General features: G+C 41.0%; 19 protein-coding genes and 1 pseudogene. 10 read left to right on the top strand and 10 right to left on the bottom strand.

What is annotated here, in order from left to right; all coding sequences use genetic code 11:
• Positions 1-164: 164 nt before the first annotated feature.
• Genes ribF through FXN70_RS06410 form a run of 4 tightly spaced genes read left to right on the top strand, consistent with a single transcriptional unit; the run spans position 165 to position 5,062 of the window.
• Positions 165-1,163, top strand: coding sequence for a bifunctional riboflavin kinase/FAD synthetase (gene ribF, locus FXN70_RS06425; RefSeq protein ID WP_324646639.1), 999 nt, complete (start codon positions 165-167; stop codon positions 1,161-1,163).
• A 60-nt stretch (positions 1,164-1,223) separates the two neighbouring features.
• Positions 1,224-4,061, top strand: a complete 2,838-nt coding sequence (gene ileS, locus FXN70_RS06420; RefSeq protein WP_324646638.1) for an isoleucine--tRNA ligase — start codon at positions 1,224-1,226, stop codon at positions 4,059-4,061.
• Complete coding sequence (lspA, locus tag FXN70_RS06415; RefSeq protein ID WP_324646637.1) at positions 4,054-4,578, top strand: signal peptidase II; 525 nt, start codon at positions 4,054-4,056, stop codon at positions 4,576-4,578. Before ileS ends, lspA begins: the two co-directional genes overlap by 8 nt.
• A 1-nt stretch (position 4,579) precedes the next feature.
• A complete protein-coding gene (locus FXN70_RS06410) occupies positions 4,580-5,062 on the top strand; it encodes a peptidylprolyl isomerase (protein WP_324646636.1) in 483 nt (160 codons plus the stop codon).
• Positions 5,063-5,099: 37 nt separating this feature from the next.
• Here FXN70_RS06410 and FXN70_RS06405 read toward each other — a convergent pair whose 3' ends face one another.
• The 4 genes from FXN70_RS06405 to ubiG form a co-directional block, all read right to left on the bottom strand.
• Complete coding sequence (locus FXN70_RS06405; RefSeq protein WP_324646635.1) at positions 5,100-5,513, bottom strand: RcnB family protein; 414 nt, start codon at positions 5,511-5,513, stop codon at positions 5,100-5,102.
• Positions 5,514-5,713: 200 nt separating this feature from the next.
• Positions 5,714-6,460 (bottom strand): YciK family oxidoreductase, encoded by a 747-nt coding sequence (locus tag FXN70_RS06400; protein ID WP_324646634.1) that lies wholly within the window; start codon positions 6,458-6,460, stop codon positions 5,714-5,716.
• Positions 6,461-6,498: 38 nt separating this feature from the next.
• Positions 6,499-7,167, bottom strand: a complete 669-nt coding sequence (locus FXN70_RS06395; protein WP_324646633.1) for an HAD-IA family hydrolase — start codon at positions 7,165-7,167, stop codon at positions 6,499-6,501.
• Positions 7,168-7,175: 8 nt separating this feature from the next.
• Complete coding sequence (ubiG, locus tag FXN70_RS06390) at positions 7,176-7,880, bottom strand: bifunctional 2-polyprenyl-6-hydroxyphenol methylase/3-demethylubiquinol 3-O-methyltransferase UbiG (RefSeq protein WP_324646632.1); 705 nt, start codon at positions 7,878-7,880, stop codon at positions 7,176-7,178.
• Positions 7,881-8,052: 172 nt separating this feature from the next.
• On the opposite strand from ubiG, the gene FXN70_RS06385 reads away from it, so the two are divergent.
• On the top strand, positions 8,053-8,670 hold the full coding sequence (locus tag FXN70_RS06385; RefSeq protein WP_324646631.1) for a thiol:disulfide interchange protein DsbA/DsbL: 618 nt from the start codon (positions 8,053-8,055) through the stop codon (positions 8,668-8,670).
• Positions 8,671-8,707: 37 nt separating this feature from the next.
• On the opposite strand, the gene FXN70_RS06380 is transcribed toward FXN70_RS06385, so the two are convergent.
• Both FXN70_RS06380 and FXN70_RS06375 read right to left on the bottom strand, forming a co-directional pair.
• The gene (locus FXN70_RS06380) at positions 8,708-8,923 is read right to left on the bottom strand and encodes a hypothetical protein (RefSeq protein ID WP_324646630.1); all 216 of its coding nucleotides are present in this window, start codon (positions 8,921-8,923) and stop codon (positions 8,708-8,710) included.
• A 3-nt stretch (positions 8,924-8,926) separates the two neighbouring features.
• A complete protein-coding gene (locus FXN70_RS06375; protein ID WP_324646629.1) occupies positions 8,927-9,529 on the bottom strand; it encodes a TetR/AcrR family transcriptional regulator in 603 nt (200 codons plus the stop codon).
• A 143-nt stretch (positions 9,530-9,672) separates the two neighbouring features.
• Between FXN70_RS06375 and rph the strand changes: the two genes are divergently transcribed.
• Positions 9,673-10,389, top strand: a complete 717-nt coding sequence (gene rph, locus FXN70_RS06370) for a ribonuclease PH (protein ID WP_324646628.1) — start codon at positions 9,673-9,675, stop codon at positions 10,387-10,389.
• Positions 10,390-10,450: 61 nt separating this feature from the next.
• On the opposite strand, the gene FXN70_RS06365 is transcribed toward rph, so the two are convergent.
• Positions 10,451-10,825 carry a diacylglycerol kinase gene (locus tag FXN70_RS06365; protein WP_324646627.1) on the bottom strand — a complete coding sequence of 125 codons (375 nt, stop codon included), beginning with the start codon at positions 10,823-10,825 and terminating at the stop codon, positions 10,451-10,453.
• 158 nt (positions 10,826-10,983) lie between these two features.
• Between FXN70_RS06365 and ampD the strand changes: the two genes are divergently transcribed.
• Positions 10,984-11,553 (top strand): 1,6-anhydro-N-acetylmuramyl-L-alanine amidase AmpD, encoded by a 570-nt coding sequence (gene ampD / locus FXN70_RS06360; RefSeq protein WP_324646626.1) that lies wholly within the window; start codon positions 10,984-10,986, stop codon positions 11,551-11,553.
• Positions 11,554-11,628: 75 nt separating this feature from the next.
• Entirely contained in the window at positions 11,629-13,173 is a 1,545-nt protein-coding gene (gene murJ, locus FXN70_RS06355) for a murein biosynthesis integral membrane protein MurJ (protein ID WP_324646625.1), read from the top strand.
• A gap of 86 nt (positions 13,174-13,259) precedes the next feature.
• Here the strand turns inward: murJ and FXN70_RS06350 are convergent, their stop codons facing one another.
• The 3 genes and pseudogenes from FXN70_RS06350 to FXN70_RS06340 all read right to left on the bottom strand — a co-directional run bounded on the left by FXN70_RS06350 (position 13,260) and on the right by FXN70_RS06340 (position 15,236).
• Positions 13,260-13,952, bottom strand: a complete 693-nt coding sequence (locus tag FXN70_RS06350; protein ID WP_324646624.1) for an FKBP-type peptidyl-prolyl cis-trans isomerase — start codon at positions 13,950-13,952, stop codon at positions 13,260-13,262.
• 50 nt (positions 13,953-14,002) lie between these two features.
• Positions 14,003-14,401, bottom strand: a pseudogene (locus tag FXN70_RS06345) (FKBP-type peptidyl-prolyl cis-trans isomerase); the annotation flags it as partial.
• 148 nt (positions 14,402-14,549) lie between these two features.
• Complete coding sequence (locus FXN70_RS06340) at positions 14,550-15,236, bottom strand: FKBP-type peptidyl-prolyl cis-trans isomerase (protein ID WP_324646623.1); 687 nt, start codon at positions 15,234-15,236, stop codon at positions 14,550-14,552.
• Positions 15,237-15,510: 274 nt separating this feature from the next.
• Here FXN70_RS06340 and tviB point away from each other — a divergent pair, with 274 nt between their 5' ends.
• Positions 15,511-16,788 (top strand): Vi polysaccharide biosynthesis UDP-N-acetylglucosamine C-6 dehydrogenase TviB, encoded by a 1,278-nt coding sequence (gene tviB / locus FXN70_RS06335; RefSeq protein WP_324646622.1) that lies wholly within the window; start codon positions 15,511-15,513, stop codon positions 16,786-16,788.
• 8 nt (positions 16,789-16,796) lie between these two features.
• Positions 16,797-18,065, top strand: a complete 1,269-nt coding sequence (locus tag FXN70_RS06330) for an oligosaccharide flippase family protein (protein ID WP_324646621.1) — start codon at positions 16,797-16,799, stop codon at positions 18,063-18,065.
• The last annotated feature ends 5 nt before the right edge of the window (positions 18,066-18,070 follow it).

Here is an 18,070-nt window from a genome sequence, read left to right as displayed (position 1 = left end):
TGAATGTTAAGACAGCACAATCATAGGACTTACCCTCAAAAAATAATTCAGATTTTTAGCTAAAATCTTAAAAACTGATTGATCCAAAAATAACAAGCAAGACGAATGCTTGAGAATATGGCAAAATAAGCATACGTCAAAAATTGGTTAGATTTAACTCACCTATGAAGCTACTTCGTTTGCATGCGTTAGCCTCTGATCTAGAGTTACCAAAAACAGCAGTCACAATTGGTAATTTTGATGGTGTTCATCTTGGGCATCAGGCAATGATTCAAAAACTAAAACAAGTTGCCGAAGCCGAGCAGCTCAAAACACTGGTGATTGTTTTTGAACCCCAGCCCTTAGAATTTTTTAAAGGTAATGCAGCACCGCCACGGATTAACTCACTGCGCGAAAAAGTTGAATATTTGCAACAGCTTGGAGTGGATTATATTGCGGTTGCTAAATTTGACGATGCTTTTCGTAACCAAGAACCTCACACTTTTGCTGACTTACTCAAAAACCGACTCAATGCACAGCATTTGGTACTTGGAGACGACTTTCATTTTGGAAAGAACCGTCAGGGCAATAGCCAGTTTTTGCAACGTTACGGTTTTAAAGTGAATAATGTGCATACGGTGGTGCTAGAGGGCGAGCGTGTCAGCTCGACTCGTATTCGGCACACTTTACAACAAGGTAATTTGGCTTTGGCTGCTAAGTTATTAGGGCGACCTTATAGTATTACGGGACGTGTACAGCATGGCGATAAACTTGGGCGTACGCTTGATTTTCCCACCATTAATGTACGTTTGAATCGGCATAAACCGTGTTTGAATGGCATTTATGGGGTTGATGTGGTGTGTGAAAGTACTTCTTTGCTTGATAAAGTGCGTGAACATCCTTATAAACATGGGATATTGGGTTATCAACATGATAGTCTGTTTGGCGCAGGTCATGTCGGGACACGTCCTGCTATTGACCAACAGCACCCCGAATGGCGGTTAGAAGTACACTTTCCTGAAGTTTCTGCTAATCTCTATGGCTTATTTATGCGAGTAACCTTTTTAAATTACTTGCATGGAGAGCGAAACTATCCTTCGCTTGAGGCATTAAAAGCAGGTATTCATGAAGATGTTGTGCAATTGTGTGCCTTTCGCACCCAGCACAGCAGTTTTCCTTTTTAAATTGATTTGATTGAACAACGCATCAGACACAGCGCTGATAAAGAATTGGACGTAACTTGCATGAGCGATAAGCAAACTCCTGAAAATGCGGTAGATTATAAAGCCACATTAAACCTACCGGGTACTGAATTTGCCATGAAGGCAAACTTGGCAGTACGTGAAGCCAAATGGTTAGAAGAATGGTATGCCGACAATATTTATCAGAAGATTCGTGAATCGCGTATTGGCAAGAAAAAATATGTTTTGCACGATGGCCCTCCATATGCCAATGGCCAAATTCATTTGGGTCATGCGGTCAATAAAGTCTTAAAAGATATTATTGTGAAAAGCCGTGTTATGGATGGCTTTGACGCGCCGTATGTGCCGGGTTGGGACTGTCATGGTTTACCGATTGAACTAAAAGTTGAAGAGAAAGTCGGTAAAGTTGGTGTTAAAGTTGATGCGTCAACCTTCCGTAAAGCCTGCCGTGAGTATGCGTTAAGTCAGGTCGATTTACAGCGTAAAGACTTTATTCGTATGGGCGTATTTGGTGATTGGCAAAACCCATACCTCACCATGAACTTTAAACAAGAAGCAAATATTGTTCGTTCATTGGGTGAAATTCAAAAAGCAGGTCATATTGAACCGGGTTTAAAACCTGTCAACTGGTGTCTCGACTGTGGTTCAGCATTGGCTGAAGCTGAAGTTGAATATGAAGATAAAAAATCTGACGCGATTGATGTCGGTTTTGGCGTAGTCGATTTAAACGATTTAAGCACGCGTTTAAATGTTGACGTTAAAGATCCAACCGATATTGTGATTTGGACAACAACACCGTGGACGATGCCTGCTAACCAAGCGGTGTCTTTACATGCCGAAATTGATTACCAGTTGGTACAAGTCCAAACCGAGCGCGGTGCACAAAACTTTATCTTAGCTAAAGATTTAGTTGAGTCAGCAATTGAACGTTACAAACTTGAAAATCCTATCGTTTTGGCCGACTTTAAAGGCGCGGTACTTGAATTATTAAGTTTACAGCATCCTTTAATTGCAGAGCGCCAAGTGCCAATTATCTTAGGCGAACACGTGATTGCAACCAGTGGTACAGGTGCGGTACATACTGCCCCAGGTCATGGTGTGGACGACTATAAGGTTGGCTTATTGTATAACTTAAAAGTGGATAATCCTGTCGGTGGCAATGGTGTGTATTTGCCAACTGCACCGATCTTTGCAGGCGAGCATATTTACAAAGCCAATCCACAAATTATTGCTGCACTGAGTGAAGCCAATAAATTATGGGCGCATGTTCCAATCAAACATAGCTATCCACATTGCTGGCGTCATAAAACCCCAATTATCTTCCGTGCAACACCACAATGGTTTATTAGCATGGATGCCAAAGGCTTACGTCAAACTGCTTTAAACGCGATTGAAAATGACATTAGCTTTGTGCCTGATTGGGGCAAGAATCGTATTGAGTCGATGATTGAAGGTCGTCCAGATTGGTGTATTTCACGTCAACGCACGTGGGGCGTGCCAATTCCATTCTTTGTGCATAAAGATACCAACGAGTTACATCCTCGCACAGCTGAACTGATCGAAGAAGTTGCAAAACTGATTGAGCAAGAAGGCATTGACGCATGGTTTAACCGTGAAGCCAAAGACTTTATTGGTGCCGATGCTGAACGATACAATGCCGTCCGTGACACTTTAGATGTCTGGTTCGACTCAGGCACAACCCATTATGCGGTATTGCGTGAACGTGAAGAATTGACTGATCCTGCCGATTTATATTTGGAAGGTTCAGACCAACACCGTGGTTGGTTCCAATCGTCATTATTAACTTCGATTGCGATTAATGAACGTGCGCCGTACAAAGGTCTGCTTACGCATGGTTTTGTGGTGGATGAAAAAGGCCGCAAGATGTCAAAATCTTTGGGCAACATCATCACGCCTCAAGATATTATTAAAGATATGGGTGCAGACGGTTTACGTTTCTGGATTGCATCAGCCGACTATCGTTATGAAATGACCGCAGGTAAAGAAATCTTTAGTCGTGCATCAGATGGTTATCGTCGTATTCGTAACACTTTACGTTTCTTGCTTGCCAACTTAAATGGCTTTAAACCATCAACCGATGCATTGCCTGTTGATCAATTAATTGCGCTTGATCAATACATTTTGCAACGTGCTGCGGATGTGCAAAAGACCATTCAGCAAGCTTATGAAGATATGAACTTCCATATCGTTGCCAATGCTTTAACAGGTTTCTGTATTAATGATTTAGGTGGTTTCTACTTAGACATCATCAAAGATCGTCAATACACCACTAAAGCGGATTCGGCAGCACGTCATTCGGCACAAACTGCGTTGTATCATTTGGTACAAGCCTTTGTTCGTTGGATGGCACCAATTTTAAGCTTTACTGCACAAGAAGCGTGGCCGTTAATTCCTGAGCAAACTGAGCAATATGTATTTACGACTGAATGGTATGACATTCCTGTTGCTTCAACAGCGAACCTAATTTCTGAAGCCGATTGGCAAACATTAATTAGCGTAAAGTCAGCAGTAAATAAACAGATTGAAGCAGCACGTAATGCCAAACTTGTAGGGAGTAATCTTTCTGCCAAAGTTGAAATTTGGGCGAAGGATGAACTTCAATCGGTATTAAACCAGTTGGCTGATGAATTACGTTTTGTCTTGATTACCTCGCAAGTGACGGTATCTGACTACGCAGAACAAGGCGAAACTACAGAGCTTGACGGCTTACGTGTTCGTGTTTCTGCGGCTGAAGGTGAAAAATGTGTACGTTGTTGGCACGTTCTACCTGACGTCAATACGCATGCAGGCCATACAGGTTTATGCGCACGTTGTATTGTGAACGTCACAGGCAGTGGCGAAGTGAGAAAATATGCCTAATCCTAATGCAAAAGGCGCGGTTTTTTATGCACACAATTTAATTTGGCTTGGACTTTCTGTCCTTGCCATTGTGCTGGATCAATGGACGAAACATATTGCCAGCACCCATTTAAATTATGCTGAACCTTTGCACGTGTTGCCATTTTTGAATTGGACGCTGTTACATAATTTTGGTGCAGCGTTTAGTTTCTTGTCGGATGCTGGTGGTTGGCAGAAATATCTGTTTACGGGACTGGCAGGTGTGGTGTCGTTGGTATTTATTTTTTGGTTAATGAAAATGCCAAAAACACTACGTGTACTGCCAATGGCAATTGCTTTAATTCTAGGTGGCGCTTTAGGTAATTTAATTGACCGTGTAACTTTAGGTTATGTGGTCGATTTCATTCATGTTTACTATCAAAATCATAATTTTCCTGCATTTAATTTAGCTGATAGTGCGATTACTTTAGGAACAATTTTATTGTTGATAGATACTTTCTTTTTGGAAAAAAAGCGTAAAGCCGCGGTGAAAAATTAAGATGCTTGATATCATTCATCCTACCGAAGAAATTCGGATTAGTGACGGTTCAACGGTCGCGTTACATTTTTCTGTTGCCATTGAAAATGGTGTGGAAATTGATAACACCCGTAGTCGTGAAGCACCTGTTAGCTTAACCATTGGTGATGGAAATTTATTACTTGGTTTTGAGAAAGCGTTATTTGGTCTGCGTGCGGGTGATCGTCGTACCGTACATTTACCACCTGAAGAAGCCTTTGGTGAGTGGAACCCTGAAAATATCCAAAAATTTGATACAATCAAATTTGAGCAATTGCCTGTCGTTGGGCATATGATCGAATTTGAAGATAAAGCCAAAGCCAGTTTATTTGGCGTGGTAAAAAGTGTCGATGCGGATATTACCGAGGTGGATTTTAATCATCCATTGGCAGGTAAAAATATTAGCTTTGAAGTTGAAATCTTTAAAGTAACGCCTGCGGGGCAGCAAAGCATTCAGCTTTTATAAATAGCATATAAAATAGAAAAGCACCTTCGGGTGCTTTTTATTTGCTGTCTACAATGGTGTTGTTGCTAGAGTCGATCAGTAAATAATCGTTATTGACTTTGTACCACTGCTGATTACGTTCAGGACGAGGTAAGTTGTAGTTGGTATAGTCAACTTTGTAGCTATCACCACGATAATGTTGTGGCATGGTATAGCCCTTTTGCCACTTCATTTCTTTTAAGCGCCGAAAACCAAGCTCTTCGCGTTGGCGACGTCGTTCTTGCAAATTTTCAAACAAATTATTATGAAAATTGGGTCGTATGTTATCGGGGCCATGTATCGTATCATCTGCATCAAATCTATGAGCAAAATTAGGGGAAAAATTTCCCTGAGCTGGTGGCTCTGCCTGTGCAACCGAGCAAAATAAATATGTACTGAAGCTCATGAGGATTAAAATCAGAAATTGCTTCATTCGACACCTTCAAAGGTTTTAACCCTGCATAAATGGGGTGGTAATACTGTATAAAATAAATGCAGAGAAACAGTGAAGATCATGACAGTATTTTTTAAAACAAACATAGAATCAGTCGGAAGGTGTTGAATGATGTTTATATGGAGATTTATTCCTTCTAGGTGCCCAAATTGCAGCATCAATTTGGGTGGGGCTAGGGATTAATCTTGTGCATTAATGCTCGCGCCATTCATATTTAAGCTGTCATCGCCCATTAAATATAAATAAGCAGGCATGAGTTTCTCTGCTGTTGGTAGGCTGAGTGGGTCTTCTTGAGGGAAGGCTTTGGCACGCATCGCGGTACGGGTTGCACCTGGATTAATACAGTTATAGCGAATATTGGGAAAACTGTTTTCGGCAGCAAAAATTTGGTTCATGCCTTCAAGTGCAATTTTTGAAATGGAATATGCGCCCCAAAGTGCCCGTGCTTCACGTCCAACGCCAGAACTTGCAAAAATAACCGAGGCGCTTGCAGATTTTTTCAGTAATGGCAACAGTGCTTGCGTCATCACAAACGGGGCACGTAAATTCACGGCCATCACTTCATCCCATGCTTCAAGCGGATAATCGGCAAGGGCAACGCGTTCACCAAGCACACCGGCATTGTGTAAAATGCCATCTAAGCGACCAAACTGGCGCTCAAGCATATCGACCAAATGTTCATATTCGCGTGAAGATGCGGTTGAAAGTTGTAGTGGTAAAATGGCAGGTTTTGGCGCGCCTAAACTTTCAATTTCATCGTAAATGACTTCAAGTTTATTTAAGCTGCGACCATGTAAGACCACAGTTGCACCATGTAAGGCATAGCTGATGGCAGCAGCCCGTCCGATACCATCGCCCGCCCCAGTAATGAGAATAATTTTGTCCTTTAATAAATCAGGACGAGGTTGATATTCTGAATACTTCATTTTTAAAACCTCCTGTTTTTTCGATTTATTGCTCTTAATTATGACAGTTTGTGTGCCAGCACTTGTTGTAATTGTGGCACAGTCTCAATAATGCAATCCGCTTGCCATGTATTGAGGTCATGTCGATGTTCGGTAGGTAAATAACCGTAAGCCGCTAAGATAGTATACATCTTCGCATGTCGTCCTGCATCGATATCCCGAGGGTGATCACCGACATAAATAATCTCTTCTGCGGCAAGGTTTAATTGTTTTGCCGCCAAAAACATCGGTTCAGGGGCGGGTTTAGTATGGGTGACATCTTCAGGGCAGACCAAAACGGCACAGCGTTCAGTTAAATTCAGCTTATCCAACAACAATTCGGTTAGACCACGCGGTTTGTTGGTGACAATTCCCCATGGAATTTGCTGTTGTTCGAGCATTTCAAGCAGTGGATACATCCCTGCAAATAGGTCGGTATCGACCACAATATTTTGTTGATACAAATCTAAAAAGCGCTGTCGATGTGCTAAAAAAGTTGCATCGTCCATATTCAGCTCAGGATAAACCAATTTAACCATCGCGCGTGCGCCTTCAGACACTTGCATGCGAATTTGCTCGGCATCAACCACATCGCGTTGTTCATCGCGGCACATTTGTTGAATAATCCGAATAAAATCAGCAGCAGTGTCAATGAGCGTACCATCTAAATCAAATAAAACCGCTTTCATTTCAAACCTCAATTGCGGGTATATACCATGTAATTAACATCGACATTTGGTGCCAGCCAATAATGTTTGGTGAGCGGGTTGTAATGTAAACCGGTCATAGCTTCAAGTTTTAAACCTGCTGTGCGAATGTCGTGTGCAAGTTCCGAGGGACGAATGAATTTATGGTAGTCGTGCGTACCTTTAGGCAACATGCGCAGCACATATTCTGCGCCAACAATGGCAAATAAATAAGCTTTAGGATTACGGTTAATGGTAGAGAAGAAAACATGACCATTCGGTTTGACTAAGCGTTGGCAGGCTTGAATAATCGAAGCAGGATCGGGCACATGTTCTAACATTTCCATGCAAGTCACTACATCGTATTGACCCGCGTGTTGTTCGGCTAATTGCTCGACTGGAATTTGTTGGTATTGAATATTTGCAATTTCATGCTGTTGGGCGTGTAATGTTGCCACAGCAAGTGGTGCTGCCCCCATATCAATGCCAAGCACATCTGCACCTCGGCGCGCCATGCTTTCGGCTAAAATGCCGCCGCCACAGCCGACATCCAACACTTTTTTGCCAGTTAAGCCGCCCACATGTTCGTCAATCCAATTTAAACGTAATGGATTGATTTGATGCAATGGCTTAAATTCTGAATGCAGATCCCACCATTTTTCTGCCAGTGCTTCAAATTTTGCAATTTCTTGTGGATCAACATTCAACTGTGACATGACTTTCACCCAATATAGCGTTGTTTTTTTCAATAGCGGTTAGTGTAGCTGTTCCTACAAAAAAAGCGATAAAAGCTGTAAAAAAGTTCACATAAAACAGACGCTTTTTCTATGGATGATTTATAGTGTTGCGATAAGATAATCAAAAATTTTTAATCAGGATATCAAATCCATGAAAAAACTTGTAATGCACGGTTTGGCAGCGGCAATCATGGCATGTTCTGCAAGCGCAATGGCAGAGAACTTTGTGGCTGGCAAAGATTATACGATTTTAAAAAATCCAACCAAAATCACGACACCAGGCAAAGTCGAAGTGCGTGAGTTTTTTTGGTACGGCTGCCCGCATTGCTTTAAATTAGAACCTTATATGCAAACATGGTTAAAAGCTATGCCAAAAGATGTGAATTTTGTACGTTCACCTGCGGCAATGAATCCTGTTTGGGAATCTGGCGCGCGTACCTATTACGCATCTGAGCAATTAGGTGTACGCAAACGTACTCATTTGGCTTTGTTCGATGCGATTCATTTACAAAATCAACAAATTTTTGACCAAGCTTCTGCGGCACAGTTCTTTACCAAATATGGTGTGCCTGAAAGTAAATTTAACGCAGCCTACAATTCATTTGCAGTAAGCACCAAAGTGGCTGAGTCAAATAAACTCGCGGCGCAGTACCAATTAACAGGTGTTCCTGCTGTTGTTGTGAATGGTAAATATTTAATTCAAGGGGAAGACGGTAAAGTGACCCAAGTTTTAAATTACTTGGTGAATCAAGAACGTAAAGCAAAATAAGTGTGGTGATAATAAAGAAGGAGCATTTGCTCCTTTTTTACTTTTTGCCGCCAAAAAAATAATAAATGAAGGCTAAATAGGGCAGCAGTAACCATGCCGCTGCCATCCCTATCATTAGGTATAGTCCATAAATGCTACCCGTCAGAAAGATGGTAATTACCGCTTCTAATATGCAACTGAACAATGAAGCTAAGCAGCCTTCGGGTTCTTTTTGTTGTTCTTGTTCTGGTGTTTTTTCATTTATTTTTTGCATCAATTAACCTTCTGTGACTGCAATTAACAAAATGAGTTGTGATTTTACTTGGTCTAAGTAGTTTTTTTGTGCAATTTCGGACATTACTTTTTTTTGGCAGGTGAGCCATTGCATAATCCATGTAAAAAATAAGGGGATGAGTACGGCTGCTAAAGTATGCGGTGTCTGCTGTGTAGGAAAAGTCATTTTCCGCATTAACCTTTGGGCAAAATTGTCGGTTAAATCGGTAATTTCTTGTTCAATTTTTTCCTGTAATACCGTAAAACCACCCCAACGCTCGGCAATAAAAAAGTGCCAATAGCGTGCATGCTGTGAGGCTTGTTGAAAAAAACGGTCTATTGCAGTATTGGATGGCGTTTCATTGCAACAATTGATCATTAAATTTAAATCACTTTTAATCACAAAAGCGACATGGTCAATTAAGGCCGCAGCTAAAGCCTCTTTATTTTGAAAATAGCGATACAACGCACTCGGTACAATACCGACATCGCGTGCCAATTGGCGCAAACTCATACTGCTGAAATTCTGCCCAGCATAATTTAGGCTGAGTACTGTTTCGAGTATGGCATGCTGACTTTGTAGTTTTCGTTCGGCACGAATCGACATGGGCGATCTCGACCATCAATAGAGGGGTTTAGTGTACCTAGCCTGATTTAACGATGCTAGTGACGAAATGCCAGCTTGCCCGCAAGCGCTGTGCTTTTCTGCTATAATTGGCCGCAATTTGCAGTCACCCACGAGAAAAATTTATGCGTCTTGACCAACGAGCATTAGACCAATTACGTGAAATTAAGATTACCCGTAACTATACCCGTTATGCAGAAGGTTCTGTTTTAGTTGAATTTGGCCATACCAAAGTGTTATGTACGGCAAGTATCGACAACAGTGTACCGCGCTTTTTAAAAGGTAAAGGCCAAGGGTGGGTGACAGCTGAATATGGTATGTTGCCACGTTCAACCCATTCACGTTGTGACCGTGAAGCGGCACGTGGTAAACAAACAGGGCGTACCCAAGAAATTCAGCGTTTAATTGGTCGTAGCTTACGTGCCATGGTCGATTTAAAAAAATTGGGTGAAAACACCATTACTTTGGATTGTGATGTGATTCAAGCCGATGGCGGTACACGTACAGCGTCTATTACTGGCGCGGCGGTTGCATTAATTGATGCAATGAACGTGTTGCTTGAACAAAAGAAAATTAAACAAGATCCGTTAAAAGGCTTGGTTGCGGCAATTTCGGTTGGAATTTATCAAGATGAAGCGTTGCTTGATTTGTGCTATGAAGAAGATTCAAACTGCCAAACCGATTTAAACGTGGTGATGACGCAAGCCGGCGAATTTATTGAAATCCAAGGTACAGCCGAAGACAAACCGTTTACCCGTAGCCAAAACGATGCCATGTTAGCACTGGCAGAAAAAGGCATTAAAGAATTAATTACAAAACAGCAGCAAGCACTCGGTTGGTAAATTCACAACAAAATTGCTTGAAAAATGTGAAAAAGGCTTTTTAGAAAGCCTTTTTCTATTTTTAAAACAGTAAAATCATAGCCCAAGTGATGGCAATGATGCTTAAAGCAACAAATTGTGCCGCACTGCCCATATCTTTGGCATTTTTAGCTAAAGGATGTTTTTCTAAAGAAACTCGATCGACCACTGCCTCAATGGCAGAGTTAAATAATTCAACAATCAGCGCCAATAAGCCGACTAAAATTAACAGTAAATGTTCAATTTTAGTTAAATTTAAATATAAATTAATGGGCAACAACACAATATTAAGCAAAACAATTTGACGAAATGCGGCTTCGTGACGAAACGCAGATTTAAAGCCTGCCATCGAATAACCTGTCGCATTCAAAATGCGTTGCAATCCAGTTTTGCCTTTAAATGGAGAATATTGATCCATAACGATGATCATGCAGTCGAGTGAATGGGCATGTTAATCGTTGTGGCTGTAAAAGTAAAAACTGTCTTGAAAAAATAATGTAAGTACATGCAAAGCAACACTGTAGCCGAATGAACAAGGCTATAATTGCTTAGAATGATTATTTAATGGAGCAAAACATGCCCGAAAAATCGGTATTTAGCGTACAACAAGGCATGTTATTGGGTGCTCAATTTATACCATCGCCCAATTTTAACCAACGTCCCAAAGAAACCGTAATTCAATTGGTGGTGATTCATAATATTAGTTTACCGCCGAATCAATTTGGTGGTGGTTATATTCAGCAATTTTTTCAAAATCAGCTGGATTGGAACGCACATCCGTATTTTAAAACCATTGAAGGCATGCAAGTGTCGGCACATGTTTTAATTTTACGTACCGGTGAAGTGCTGCAATTTGTAAATTTGAATGATCGGGCATGGCATGCAGGGCGTTCGAGTTATTTGGGTAAGCCTGAATGTAATGATTATTCGATTGGGATTGAGCTTGAAGGATCAGATGATCAAGCCTTTACAGAGATTCAATATCAATCACTTGCAAGCGTAGTTGCCGCATTACAGCAAACCTACCCAAGCATTTTACAGCACATTACAGGTCATTCGGATATTGCGCCTCAACGTAAGACCGACCCTGGTGTGTACTTTGATTGGAATTACTTTCGAGGCCTGCTCAACAAAGAAAAAACATAAATTGAAGAATAATTAACGAAATTAAGTTTAGTTTTCTTTAAACTAGCCACTTCAAGTTTGACTTAGGTGTAAGCGATGGCGCTGTGGCGATCGACTTTTATCGTGAGTGCAATGACCATGTTGTCTCGAGTGCTCGGCTTAGTTCGAGATATGGTATTGCTCAATGTATTTGGTGCTGGCAAGGAATTTGACGTCTTTGTGGTGGCCTTTCGGATTCCGAATTTCTTTCGGCGTTTATTTGCCGAAGGCGCATTTTCACAAGCATTTATTCCTGTTTTAACCGAATATCGTTCGGGGCGCGTGCATGCCGAAGTGCAAATTTTAATTAGCCGCGTGTTTGGCTGTTTGCTTGCGGTGATGTCGAGCATTACCTTATTGGCGATGATTATTGCTCCGGCCATTGTTTACATCTACGCACCCGGCTTTCATGGCGATCCTGCCAAATTTGACCAAGCCGTGCAGATGTTTCGTCTAACAATTCCTTATTTAATGTTTATGTCGTTAACGGCATTTGCAAGCAGTATTTTAAATAGTTATGGTTCATTTTTAAGCCCTGCATTTTCACCTGTTTTACTCAATGTGATTATGATTGCAGGCGCATGGTGGCTCACGCCATATATGGCACAACCCATTATGGCATTAGGCTGGGCAGTGCTTGCCGCAGGGGTAATTCAACTTGCCTTACAAATCCCTGAACTTTGGCGTAAAAAATTGCTGATACCACCTCGCATCGACTTCAAGCACGAAGGGGTTGAGCGAATTTTAAAATTGATGCTGCCTGCTTTATTCGGGGTATCGGTGACGCAAATTAATTTGCTACTTAATACCATTTGGGCATCGTTCATGCAAAGTGGTTCGGTGTCGTGGTTATATAGTGCCGAACGTATGACAGAGTTGCCACTAGGTTTAATTGGTGTTGCGATTGGTACGGTGATTTTACCTTCGCTTTCGGCACGTCATGCCGAGCAAGATTTAACACGTTTTCGTGGCATGATTGATTGGGCCGCGCGCGTGATTATTTTAGTGGGTGTGCCTGCGAGTCTAGCACTCTTTATGCTGTCTACACCCATTATTCAAACCTTGTTTCAACGTGGTGAGTTTAGTGCTGAAGATACCCACATGACGGCTTTGGCGCTGCAATGTATGAGTGGTGGCGTGCTGGCCTTTATGCTGATTAAGGTTTTTGCACCGGGATTTTATGCGCAGCAAGACACCAAAACACCGGTACGTGTGGGTTTAATGGCGGTTGCTGCCAATGCCATTTTAAACGTTATTTTTATTAGCTTCTTTAAGCTTATTCATTGGGATGCACAGCACATGGCACTGGGAATTGCATCTTCAGGTTCAGCTTTTGTTAATGCGGGCATGTTGTATTACTACTTGCATAAACGTGATATTTACCGTTTTGGTGCACATTGGAAGAAAATTTTTGTACAGTATGCAATTGCGAATCTGTGTATGGTGGCAGCCTTGGCGTATGGCTTACATTTATACAATGCCGAACTTTCGACATGGATGAAAATTATTGAATTAGTTGGATTGTGTGTGGTTGGTGCAATTGCTTATGGTATTGGCTTGTTGTTAACGGGCTTTAGACCACGTCATTTAAAACACGAATAAATAAAAAGCCTCATCAGAGGCTTTTTTTATCGCAAGAGTTTTCTATTTTTTGCTCGTTTAAGCAAGAAATTTGAGAGAAGAATCGCTTATTTAACTTTCAGCAGTTCTACATCAAAAATTAAGGTGCTATTGGGGCCAATCGCATCACCTGCACCAATTTCACCATAGCCTAATTTTGCGGGAATAAAGAAACGCGTTGTGCCACCTTCTTTCATGGTTTGTAAGCCTTCAGCAAAGCCTGCTACCACTTGGCTTACACCAAAATCTGCGGGTTGCTGGCGTGCAAAAGAACTGTCAAAAACTGTACCATCAATCAGGCGACCTTCATAATTTACGGTTACATTATTGGTTTTTTTCGGGCTTTTGCCTGTACCTGCTTTTAATACTTGGTACTGTAAGCCTGAAGCTGTGGTAATGACACCCGGTTTTTTTGCATTTTCAGCTAAGAATGCTGCGCCATCTTTGGCATTGACTTGTGCTTGTTGCTGATGGCTTTGTAAATCGCGGGCTTCAGCTTGTTTTTTATATTCAGTTAAGGCATTGCCCATTTGTTGTTCAGACAGTGCTGGGGTTTGATTACTCGCAGCAGCACCTAGCCCTTGGGTGAAGGCCTCTAAATTGAGTCCTTTAATCGCATCGATATTATTTTTACCCAATAAAAAACCAAAACTATAACTGGCTTGATCGTTCATTGAGCTTTTTGAATTAATGCTTGGTGCGGCCCACGCAGTTGATGTGAAACAAACTAGGGCAAGGCTTAAGCTAAGCGTTTTTTTCATTATCGCGATCCTAAATAATGGGGGATTAACAGTTTCTATACTATAGGGATTTATTTGACACGAAGTAAATTGACTTTAAAAATTAAAACGCTGTTTGGCGGAATAGACACATTGTCTTCTGCACCATAAGCCAATTTTGCAGGGATATACAGCATGATACTGCCACCTTCTTTAATCAAAGGGATACCTTCTTGCCAACCTGTAATCACATTTTTGAGTGGAAATTCAATTGGCTCATGCCGTTTAAAGCTGCTGTCAAAAACCGTACCATCGATTAATTTTCCTTCATAGTCAACTGTGATGGTCGAATTGAGCGTTGGTTTTTTACCTGTACCTTGTTTTAAAATTTGATACTGTAAACCTGATGGAGTGGTCTTGATATTGGGATTATGTGCATTTCGGGCAAGAAATTTTGCGCCACTTATTGCATTGACTTGAACAGGCGATAGAGCAGTCGTGGTGTGAGCGTCATGGCTTTGTGGTGTTGCCCAAAGGCTAGAGCAAATCAGCAGCGAGGATAGTCCAAGTATTCTTTTCATTATGCATTATCCTTAAAATGCATTATGGCGCGTTTTTAAGCGCGCCATAATGCTCATTTTATTTAACTTGAAGCAAGTCAACTTTAAAAATCAGCACACTGTTTGGTGGAATGGCTTGATTGCCTTGTTCACCATAAGCAAGGTTTGCAGGCACATATAACATGATACTGCCACCTTCTTTCATCAGTGGAATGCCTTCTTTCCAACCAGGAATGACATTTTGTAATGGGAATTCAACTGGCTCATTACGTTTAAAGCTGCTGTCAAAAACAGTGCCATCGGCTAATTTACCTTCGTAATTCACTTTTACAGTCGAATTAACTGTAGGCTGTTTGCCTGTACCTTCTTTTAACACTTGATATTGTAGGCCTGAAGCAGTGGTTTTAATGCCCGGTTTTTTTGCATTATTTGCCAAGAAGGTTTTATTCAACTCTTGTAAAGAATTGGTTTTGTTTTGCATTTCTTTTTGGTAGGCAATAAATGCTTGTTTCAATTGTTCATCGTTATACGCAGGTTTGTCGTGTTTTTGACCGTCACGGACACCATCAGCAAAATGATCCGTTGCGACATCTGCTGGCATTTGTGCACCAACTTTATAGCCTTCTACATAGCTGATCACATCAACAGGTTTGGTTGAAAGCTCTTTTTTATCGCTTGAAGCAGGGTGTTGAGTGGCATAATAGATAGGAACAAGGGCTGCACCACCTAAAATAACCGCAATCGCAACGGGTAACGCTTTACTCATGGGTCGAGATGTCCAAATTAATTTATCGTAAAAATAAGCTGTAGGTATAGCCTACAACTGCATTGATTAGCATATAACGTATTGTAACCAAACCTTCAAATATTTTCAGACAAAGCTGTAGATGAAAGAGATAAAACATGTTTTAAAACTGTAACGCATGTAAAAGTTGCGTGTCGCTTTGTCTGTTTTTATCCGAACAAAAATAGCCATTTCTGTTATGATTAAACAGATTGATTGTGCCTTTTTTTATTCATTGTTTAGGGTCGGACTGTTTATGTTGCAACAAGATCAACTTAAAATCGCGATTGTCGGTTTAGGCTATGTGGGACTGCCACTTGCGGTCGAATTTGGTAAAACGATTGCAACGGTTGGTTTTGATATTCAGCAAAAACGCATTGATGAGCTCAAAAATGGTCAAGATCATACCCTTGAAACCTCAGCTGAAGAATTACAACAAGCGCAGCATTTAAGTTACACCACCCAAATTGAGGATTTAAAAGCGTGTAATTTCTTTGTTGTGACTGTTCCAACACCAATTGATGACTCAAAACAACCCGATTTAACGCCATTAATTAAAGCATCTGAAAGCATCGCTAAAGTATTAAAAAAAGGCGATATCGTGGTGTATGAGTCGACCGTGTACCCAGGGGCAACGGAAGAAGTTTGTATTCCTGTGCTTGAAAAAAAATCAGGCTTGGTCTTTAACCAAGATTTTTATGCAGGTTATAGCCCAGAACGGATTAATCCGGGTGATAAAGAACATCGTGTCACCAATATTTTAAAAATTACCTCAGGCTCAACCCCTGAAATTGCCGACTTTGTCGATGCGGTGTATCAACGGATTATTGTTGCAGGCACGCATAAAGCGCCAAGTATTAAAGTTGCTGAAGCAGCCAAAGTGATTGAAAACACGCAGCGTGATGTCAACATTGCCTTAATTAATGAGTTGGCGCTGATTTTTAATAAAATGGGCATCGATACCGAAGATGTATTAAAAGCGGCAGGTACCAAATGGAACTTTTTACCGTTTCGTCCGGGCTTGGTTGGCGGGCATTGTATTGGGGTTGACCCGTACTATTTAACCCATAAAGCGCAAGCGATTGGTTATCATCCTGAAATTATTTTGGCAGGCCGCCGTTTAAATGATGGCATGGGTGCCTACGTGGTGACTCAATTGGTCAAAACCATGCTGAAAAAACGCATTCAGGTTGAAGGCGCAAAAGTTTTGGTATTGGGCTTAAGCTTTAAAGAAAACTGCCCTGATATTCGTAATACCCGTATTATCGACATCATTCACGAGTTGCAGGAATATCACATTCAAGCCGATATTTATGATCCGTGGGTGGATGCTGCCGAAGTTAAACACGAATATAATTTGGAATTAAGCACTGAATTAAAACAGCATTATTACGATGCAGTGGTGTTGGCTGTGGCACATCATCAATTTAAAGCGTTAAGCCGGGAAGATATTGCCAAACTCTGTAAAGCCAATTTTGTGTTATATGATTTAAAATATGTGCTCGATAAAGACAGCGTTGATATTCGCTTGTAAGCTGTACTATGTCTAAAAAAGTTTATTTTAACTCACTATGGATGATGGCTGAAAAGCTGTTGTCCATTTTTGGTTTAATCTTTGTGACCTCGTTTGTGGCGCGTTATATCGGCCCAGCCAATTTTGGTAAGCTTACCTTTGCCACCTCCATTTTTGCGATTGTGCAAACACTAGCGTTATTTGGTTCAGACAATTTAATTTTTCAAAAAACCAGTCAGAACCGTAAAACAGGTGAGCATTTAATTTATGCCAGCCGTGCGTTACGTAATGTCTTTTTTGCCTTTTTTGCCAGTGCGGTGTTGCTGTATTTATATTTAACGGTTGATGCACTGACCTTTATTTTTTCGGTGGCAGCGTGTATTGGCGTCTATTTTTCCCTGCACGATACTGCCTATAGCCTATATTTTAATGCCACGTTACAGTCAAAATTTAACACCATGTGTAATGTGGTGGCGATTTTAGTCAGCTTAACGGTGCGATTCTTGATTGCAAAATTACAGCTTCCTGTCAGCTATTTAAGCTTACCGATTGTGTTGGTTGCCTTAGTACCCTTTTTAATGCGCCGCGTCATTTTTCAGCGCAAACAACTGTCCAATCCACAAAAAATGGGCGCAAAATTAGCCCATTACCGTGGCTATGTACTGAGAGTTGGGCGTAAATTGGTGTTATATACCTTATCGATTGCGATTTTTACCAAAACTTCACAGCTATTTTTAGGCATGAAGTCGCAGCACGATTTAGGCATTTATTCGGTGGCGATGACGCTGGGCAGTAGTTTTTATTTTGTGTTGAATGCCTTTATTTCGTCTTTTTTAACCCAAATTTATGCCGAAAAAGATTTTGAACGCAGCCAAAATATGGTGGCACGCTTAAATTTAATGGTAATTGTGATCGCATCGAGCGCAGCGGTGTTTTTTGCACTGTTTGGGCATTGGATTATTGCGTGGCTATATGGTGCAGCTTATCAGCAAGTCAATGATTTACTGGTGATTGCTGTGTTTGTGACCTTGTTCTCGGGTATGTCGACCGTGGCGGAAAAGTATTTAATCAAATTTAATGCTTATGATTATTTACATCATAAAACCATGCTCTTGGTGGCATTCAATGTGGTGATAACCTTTTTAGCGATTCATTATTTTGCATTATATGGGGCAATTTTTGCCATTTTAGCCACTGAAATTTTATCTTTAACCCTATTTAATTACTTTTATAAGCGCGGTTTAATTTTAGATACGCATATTCGTATTTTTAAACCGTCCACCTATTTCAAACGCTGAGAAAA

The organism is Acinetobacter sp. MD2 (genome assembly GCF_035615575.1).
Taxonomy (GTDB): Bacteria; Pseudomonadota; Gammaproteobacteria; order Pseudomonadales; family Moraxellaceae; genus Acinetobacter.
This window is presented reverse-complemented; position numbering and strand designations above follow the sequence as displayed.